This window comes from Desulfovirgula thermocuniculi DSM 16036 (genome assembly GCF_000429345.1).
GTDB lineage: Bacteria > Bacillota > Desulfotomaculia > Desulfotomaculales > Desulfovirgulaceae > Desulfovirgula > Desulfovirgula thermocuniculi.
Window position 1 is genome coordinate 1 of the sequence record NZ_AUBR01000088.1, and the last position, 6,862, is coordinate 6,862.

10 protein-coding genes are annotated in these 6,862 nt (G+C 69.3%); all 10 read right to left on the reverse strand.

Going from position 1 to position 6,862, the window contains the following annotated elements:
* The coding region (locus G454_RS19410) for a hypothetical protein (RefSeq protein ID WP_035107997.1) at positions 1–263 on the reverse strand (263 nt) is incomplete at its 3' end.
* A complete protein-coding gene (locus G454_RS0114210; RefSeq protein WP_027719135.1) occupies positions 263–649 on the reverse strand; it encodes a hypothetical protein in 387 nt (128 codons plus the stop codon). The genes G454_RS19410 and G454_RS0114210, both read right to left, overlap by 1 nt.
* Positions 646–1,020, reverse strand: coding sequence for a hypothetical protein (locus tag G454_RS0114215; protein ID WP_027719136.1), 375 nt, complete (start codon positions 1,018–1,020; stop codon positions 646–648). Before G454_RS0114215 ends, G454_RS0114210 begins: the two co-directional genes overlap by 4 nt.
* Complete coding sequence (locus G454_RS0114220; RefSeq protein ID WP_051276486.1) at positions 998–2,665, reverse strand: GspE/PulE family protein; 1,668 nt, start codon at positions 2,663–2,665, stop codon at positions 998–1,000. Before G454_RS0114220 ends, G454_RS0114215 begins: the two co-directional genes overlap by 23 nt.
* Positions 2,666–2,667: 2 nt before the next feature.
* Positions 2,668–3,042 (reverse strand): cell division topological specificity factor MinE, encoded by a 375-nt coding sequence (locus G454_RS19415; protein WP_035107998.1) that lies wholly within the window; start codon positions 3,040–3,042, stop codon positions 2,668–2,670.
* Positions 3,036–3,863 (reverse strand): septum site-determining protein MinD, encoded by an 828-nt coding sequence (gene minD, locus G454_RS0114230; RefSeq protein ID WP_027719138.1) that lies wholly within the window; start codon positions 3,861–3,863, stop codon positions 3,036–3,038. The genes G454_RS19415 and minD overlap by 7 nt, the downstream gene beginning before the upstream one ends.
* 30 nt (positions 3,864–3,893) lie before the next feature.
* Positions 3,894–4,505 (reverse strand): prepilin-type N-terminal cleavage/methylation domain-containing protein, encoded by a 612-nt coding sequence (locus G454_RS19420; RefSeq protein ID WP_035108000.1) that lies wholly within the window; start codon positions 4,503–4,505, stop codon positions 3,894–3,896.
* Positions 4,424–5,647: a type II secretion system F family protein gene (locus G454_RS0114240; RefSeq protein WP_027719140.1), complete on the reverse strand. Its 1,224-nt coding sequence runs from the start codon at positions 5,645–5,647 to the stop codon at positions 4,424–4,426. The genes G454_RS19420 and G454_RS0114240 overlap by 82 nt, the downstream gene beginning before the upstream one ends.
* 77 nt (positions 5,648–5,724) lie before the next feature.
* On the reverse strand, positions 5,725–6,378 hold the full coding sequence (locus tag G454_RS21070; RefSeq protein ID WP_084413529.1) for a DUF6338 family protein: 654 nt from the start codon (positions 6,376–6,378) through the stop codon (positions 5,725–5,727).
* A gap of 2 nt (positions 6,379–6,380) precedes the next feature.
* The gene (locus G454_RS0114250) at positions 6,381–6,686 is read right to left on the reverse strand and encodes a hypothetical protein (protein ID WP_027719142.1); all 306 of its coding nucleotides are present in this window, start codon (positions 6,684–6,686) and stop codon (positions 6,381–6,383) included.
* Between the last annotated feature and the right edge of the window lie 176 nt (positions 6,687–6,862).

Here is a 6,862-nt window from a genome sequence, read left to right on the forward strand (position 1 = left end):
CCCCAGGCCACCACGCTCAGGCTACCAGGAACGGCATAGTCCACATCCCTCGCCCGCCGCAGGTCCCTCTCCACCCACAGGCAGGCCCTCCGCAGTTCGGTCATCTCGTCCGTGGCGTGCCGGAGCCGGGCGGGCACGTCCCACGCCCGCAGGGAGAGCTGCAGGGCGACGAGCAACAGCGCCGCCAGCAGGGCCGCCGCCACCACGGCTTCCCACAGCGCCAGCCCGCGGCTGTCCGAGAGAATTTTCTTAACCCGCCGCATCAGAAGCCACCCGTCCTCTCGAAGGTGAGTCGCTGCTCGCCCCTCTCCCCGCCCTGCACGGGGTAGGTCACGCGCACGGTCACCCGCTTGGTGAAGGCGTTGACCTGCTCGACTTCGACGGCCGCCCTGAAGCCCGGGTAGCCGGGCACGTCTCCCTCCGGAACTGTGGTGAGTTCGTCGAAGGGCACGGCCTTCAGCCGCTCGGCCTCGGCGAGCGCCAGGTGGGCGGCCGTCTGGCCCTCCGCCGATGCCCTGTGGGCCTTTACGGAGTCCGCCAGCAGGGCGCCGACCAGCGCGGCCGCCACGGCGAGGAACGCCACGGCGACCACCACCGACGCCAGGGAGAAGCCGCGGTCGTCGTTGAGGGCGAACGAAACTCGCCTCAACTCGCCCCACCGTCCTTTCTTTCTGCGACGCCTTTTCCGGCCATTTCCCTCAGGAAAACCTCCAGGTGCCTCTCCAGGGCCGCCCTGTGCGGGCCCGCCAGCGCGAAGCCCGCCTCGAGCATCACGAAGAGGTGACCGAGGAAGCCCGCCAGGGCACCGGGAGAGAGGAAGTGCGGCGCGTGGTGCCAGCCTTCGATCACGCCGTCCGCCGTGATTCTCGGAAAGCAGGCCGGGGTGTTGCACCGCACCCCGAAGCCGCGGAACTCTTTCCTGCGCCAGTCGCACTCCCAGCGGAAAACGAAGCTTTCCCAGTCGCGGGACTCTTTCCCGCAGGCCTCGCACTTCAGGTTAATCTTCTGCAGATGCGGCAACCCTCATCGCCTCCTCGGGTGTGGTTGTGCCTTCCAGGGCCTTCCTCCTGGCGTCCTCCACCAGCGGCACCATCCCCTCTCTGACCGCCTGGTCCCGCACCGCGTCCGCGTCGGCGTTCCTCCTCACGAGGTCCCTTATCGCGCGGGAGGCCGCCATCACCTCGGCCACGCAGGTGCGGCCGCGGTAGCCCGTCCTGCCGCAGGAGGGGCAACCCCGCCCGCGGCGCAAAGAAGCGGTGCCGTTCCCGGCGCCGTTACCCAGAAAACCCCACACAGGCGAGTCCGGCGGCGGCTCGTAGGGCTCCGCGCAGTCCGGGCACACCTTCCGCACCAGCCGCTGGGCGACCACGCAGAGCAGGCACGAGGCCACCAGGTACGGCTTGGCGCCCATGTCCACCAGCCTCGCCGGGGCCGACGCCGCGTCGTTCGTGTGCAGGGTGGACAGCACCAGGTGGCCCGTGAGAGCCGCCTGCACGGCGATCTTCGCCGTCTCGGCGTCGCGGATCTCGCCCACCATGACCACGTCCGGGTCCTGCCGCAGGATGGCCCTGAGCGCCGCGGCGAAGGTCAACCCCGCGCGGGCGTTGACCGCCACCTGCCGCACGCCCTCCATCTCGTACTCCGGCGGGTCCTCCACCGTGATGACGTTCACCAGCGGAGACACCACCTCCGAAAGTGCCGCGTAGAGGGTAGTCGTCTTGCCGGAACCCGTGGGGCCGGTCACCAGCACCAGCCCGTAGGGCTTGCTGACGGCCGCCCTGATCTTCGCCAGGTTCTCCCCGGAGTAGCCGAGCGCTTCCAGGCGGGGCACGGCACGCGTCCTGTCCAGCACGCGCAGCACCGCCGCCTCGCCCAGGAAAAAACAAATTATGCGCCCGTCCTGGGGCGTCAGCCTGTTGGCGATGTCCAGCCCGGCCATGACCTTGATGCGGGACACCAGCGCCTGGTGCATGGCCCTGGGCAGCCGCATGGCCTCCCTCAGCATGCCGTCCACGCGGTATCTTACCACCGTGGCCGTCCTGTGGGGCTCCACGTGCACGTCGCTCGCCCCCTCCGCCAGGGCGCCCCTTATGACCTCCACGGCGGCGCGCGCCGCGGGACCCTCGGCGGAGTCCTCCTCCGCCCCGCCCCCGGCGGCGGGGTCGTCCCAGCCCGCGGCGAGGAGTTCGTCGGCGCCGCTTCCCGCGCTGGGGCCGTACCAGCGCCGCAGGGCCTTCTCCACCTCGGCGGGCGTGGCCGCCTCAGGGGACACCTCCAGTCCCGTCGCGTACCTCACCTCGTCCAGCGCCGCCAGGTCCAGCGGGTCGGCGGTGGCCACGCGCACCCTGCCGCCCGCCACCTCCAGGGGGAAGACCCTGTGCTTCACGGCCAGCGCCGCGGGGAACTCCGCCGGGGGCGGGTTCTCCCAGAAGCCCTCGGGGGCGCGCGGCACGCCCGCCTGCTCGGCCACGGCGTCGGCCACAACTTCCGGGGAGCAGTACCCCCTCGAGACCAGCACCTCGCCCAGGCGCCTGCCGCTGCGGCGCTGCTCCTCCAGGGCTTCCTCGAGCTGGCCGCGCCCCAGGGCGCCCTTCCTCAGCAGTATCTCGCCCAGCCGGGAGTGGCCGCTGCCGCGGTAGAGGCCGGTCGGGAGCGCCGCCGCCACGGCTAGCACCCCGCTTCACCGGCCGCCGCGGCGCGCCCGGACCCGCCCCCGCGGGCCGCCAGCGGGAAGGACGCCACGAGCACCGCGCCGCCGCCCGCCCGGCGCCTGACCTCCAGCGTCGCCCCGCGGGCGTCCACCTCCACGTACCTCGCGACCGCGGCGGCCATCTCCTCCTTGAGCCTCTCCAGCCCGGCCCTGTCCAGCCCCGCGCGGTCGCACACCACCATCACCGTGAGGCGCTCCCTGGCCCGGGCGGCGCTGCCGCGCCGCCGCGCTCCCCAGCCGGAACCGAAGAGCCGCGCCAGTGCCACCGCCAGGTTTGAGAGCGGGCCGCCCGGAAAGGCGCCCTTACTGTAGAAGCGCAGGTCCCTCACCACTCAGGCGCCACCTCCCCCTTGAGGAACCCTGCGAGCCTGCCAAGCAACCCCCCGCCCTTTCTGTTGGGCGTGCGCGGCACCGCGCAGGGTTCGCCCGCCAGCCGCAGGGCGGCCGCCCTCAGCGCCCTCCCCGCGGCGGAAGCGGGGTCGAGCGTCACCGGCAGGCCGCGGTTGCCGCACACCACGGCCCTCTCGTCCTCCGGCAGGACGGCGAACGGCCGCAGGCGCAGCGCCTCGGCCACGTCCTCCGGGGACAGCGAATCGCCCGTCCTCTCCAGGCGCGGCCGCGCGCGGTTGACCACCAGGAGCGGCGCCGCCAGTCCCACCTCGGCCAGCAGGCCCGCCACGCGGTCGGCGTCGCGCACCGCCGCGATGTCGGGCGTGGTCACCAAGAGCGCCGCTTCGGCGGCCCGCGCCGCCGTGCGGAAGCCGTGCTCTATCCCCGCCGGGGAGTCCACCAGCACGAAGTCGAAGGACTCCGCAAGTCGGGCGCAGATCTCCCTCATGTCCTCAGGGGAGATGGCCGTCTTGTCCTCCCGCTGCGCCGCGGGCAGGAGGTACAGCGTGCCGAGGCGCTTGTCGCGCACCAGGGCCTCCCGCAGGGAGCATCTGCCGCGCACCACGTCCACCGAGTCGTAGACCACCCTGTTTTCCAGCCCCAGGGCGACGTCCAGCTTGCGCAGGCCCGTGTCCGCGTCCACGAGGGCTACCCTGTGGCCCAGGGACGCCAGGGCCGCCCCCAGCCCGGCGGCCACCAGCGTCTTGCCCACGCCTCCCTTGCCGGAAGTGACGACGAAGATCCTCTTTTCGACCGCGCTCATACGACACACCTCCTCGTGAAGAAAAACCGCTCAGTTGCCGGAAAGAAGCTGAGCGGACTCCGCCGACTCCACACAGGGATACTCCCCCGAGGCGAACCACTGCCCGGACGGGTCTCCCTGCCGCGGCGGCTCCCAGTCGGTGCACCACACGTCGTCCTCCGTGCCGAACTCGCCGTCCGGCCCGGCGGACTGGAAGGCGTACGAAAGCGGGTAGTACGGCACGGGAGCCAGCGGCGCCGTGAAGTACCTGTACGGCGCGCCCCAGGGGTCGCGCGCGCCGCCCGGCCCGCCCCACGCCACGCCCCTCTCCCGGAGGACCGAGGCCACCGAGTGCGGGTCGGAGGGGTCGTTCGAGCAGCGCGGGTAGCGGCCGTTGCCGGGACCGGCGGCAAAGACCTCCGCCACCAGCCTGAAGGAGGCCAGTTCCTCGCAGGCCCGGCTGACGCGGGCATCCTTCTGGTAGGCCAGCAGTTTCGGCACCAGCGCCGAGGTCATGGCCGCCAGGATGAGCAGCACCACGAGCGCCTCGACGAGGGAGAAGCCCGCCTCGCGCCGCCACCCTACTTCTGCACGGTCTGATACATCGACAGGATGGGCAGGAAGATGGACAGCAGGATGAACAGGACCAGGCCGCCCACGCACACCAGCATGCCCCCCTCCGCGAGCATCGGCAGCTTCTGCACCGCCGCGTCGACCTCCATCTCCGCCAACTGGGCCGCGCGCTCCAGCATCTCCGGTAGCCTGCCGGACTGCTCCCCCACGGCGGCCATCTTGCCCACCTGCGGGGGCAGCCACCTGCTCTTCTTGAGCGCCCCGGAGAGGGAGCCGCCGCCGCGCACCACCGCCCGCGCCACGCGCACCTCGTCCCGTAAGGCGAGCAGCGGGCAGACCCTCTCCGCCACCTCCAGCGCCTGCACCGCGGGCACGCCCACCTCCAGCAGGAGGGCCAGCGTGCGGCAGAGCCGCGAGACCGCCGCGCCCCTGACCAGGGCGCCCACCAGCGGGACCCTCCCCAGCGCGGCCTCGGCGCGCCTCCGCAGCGGCCCGGCGCGCAGGGCGCCCCGCGCCAGGCGCCAGAGCAGGAGCAACCCGAGGAGCGCGCCGGGGATTGCCACCCTGGCGTGGGCCGAGAAGGCGAGCATCGCCTTGGTGACCGCCGGGAGGGGAATGTCAGCCTCGGCCAGCACCTTCGCGAACTTGGGCACGACGAAGGTGAACATCCCCAGCGCGACGAGCAGAGCGAAGGCCGCCACCACCAGCGGGTAGGCCATGGCCTGGCGTAGTTTTTCCTTGAAGCGCGCCTCGCGCTCGAAGTGCGCAGCCAGCGCGGCGAGCCCGTCCTCGAACGCCCCGGCCTCCTCCGCGGCGTCCATCACCTGGCAGAAGACCTCCGGGAAGACGTCCGGCGAGCCCCGGAAGGCGTGCTTGAGCGGCAGGCCCTCCCGGATGTTCGCCGCCGCCAGCTCCAGGGCCTTTTTCAGCCGCCCCTTCGCCGCCTGCGCCGCCGCCGTCTCCACCGCCTCCAGGGTCGTCACGCCCGCCTGGTGCATGACCAGCAGGCTGCGGCAGAGCACCTCGAGGTCCCGCGGGCCGACCCCGCCGAAGGGCAGCGGGAGCGCCACCCCGCGCCTCCCGGCGCGGTGCACTCCCAGCACCACGCCGCGCTCCCCCAGGCGCGCTTTGACCTTAGCGGCGGCCTCGTCGGGGTTGGACGCCTCCACGGCCAGCTCGCGGCGCGCGCCCCCCACCAGCACTCTCACGGTGTAGACTGCAGTCTGGGCCACCAACAATCCCTCCGCTGTTTTTTGTTCAAAAGAAGAAAAACCGCCCTTATGGGCGGCCCCGGCCGAAGAAAACGCACTCAATTCCGCTTTCCGCGCCACGCTTGCAAGCTCGCGACCTTTCTTTCTGCTTCCGCGGGTATCCTCAGCCTGACTTCCCTCACGCTGGCATCCAGCTTAAACCACCTCAGCAGGCTTTCGCCGTTTTCCCGTACTTCCAGTACGACCTCCCGCGGCTCCGTGAAGGTGTAGGTGCGGCATATTCCTTCCACTTCCTCGCCGGAAGAAAGGCGGACGACCACGATTGGCGCGATTTTTTTGCCCCTCAATCTGAACATTTCGATATCTAAGGCTGATTCAGGATGCAATGAGAAGGAAAATCGGGGTTTTCTGGTTCCAATCCATCTGAAAAGAAATCCAGCCGTACAACAGCATGCATACGATACTACCAGCACGGAAACGGTTTCGGGGGCAAACGGTTTTTCCAGAAAACTTTCGAAATCGGATTTGCCCAGTTCAATTAATCCCCTCAGAACCTGAAGGGCGTCTACTTTTTTGAGGATGAAAGTTTCGAATGCGATGAGCAGAGAATTTGCAACCAAACCCGCGACTAGACTTTCGAGTACAAACTGCCATTGGCTTCTTCCTCTGAAACCGTATCTTAAAAAGCAGTACAGCGCGCCAGGCAAAAACAGCGTGAAAAAGCAACTCTGTAGTAGCGCTACTAGCTGCATGATTACTCTCCTCCGAAGTCGACGAAATCAAGGTATCCTCCTACTTTTTCCTTTTCGGACAGACATTCGGTAAATTGATTTCTTGGAAGGACAACCGCTCTCAGCACCCTGGCCATCTTCGATGCGAGCGCGGAAACCTTTTCCCAGTTCTCCACTAGGAGGACGCAGACCCCAGGACCGAGAAACAGCCCCAGGAACCCAGCGTAAGGAGACAAAAGACCGGTTGCGTCAGCGAACCAATTGATCAGAACACCGAAAACGACCGCCGCAATGAAGCACCACACGTAAAAACCCAGCGACTCTACCAAAGCCGGACACCTTCCTTTCCGGTTTCCCAGTTAGGCGTGCCGCGAAAGCCGAAGGGGGCAGGGGAGGGGCGGAGCGCCCCTCTCCCTGCCCCCCTCGCTCTCCTCCCGCGACCCGGTTAGCTGGCCGAGTCCACCGTGGTGGTGGGCGTCACGTCCGGCGTGCCGCTCTGCACGGG

Excerpts from the sequence above, each read along its gene's own strand:
- minD (WP_027719138.1), bottom strand. The coding sequence starts at position 3,863 with ATGAGCGCGGTCGAAAAGAGGATCTTCGTCGTCACTTCCGGCAAGGGA.
- G454_RS21070 (WP_084413529.1), bottom strand. The coding sequence starts at position 6,378 with ATGCAGCTAGTAGCGCTACTACAGAGTTGCTTTTTCACGCTGTTTTTG.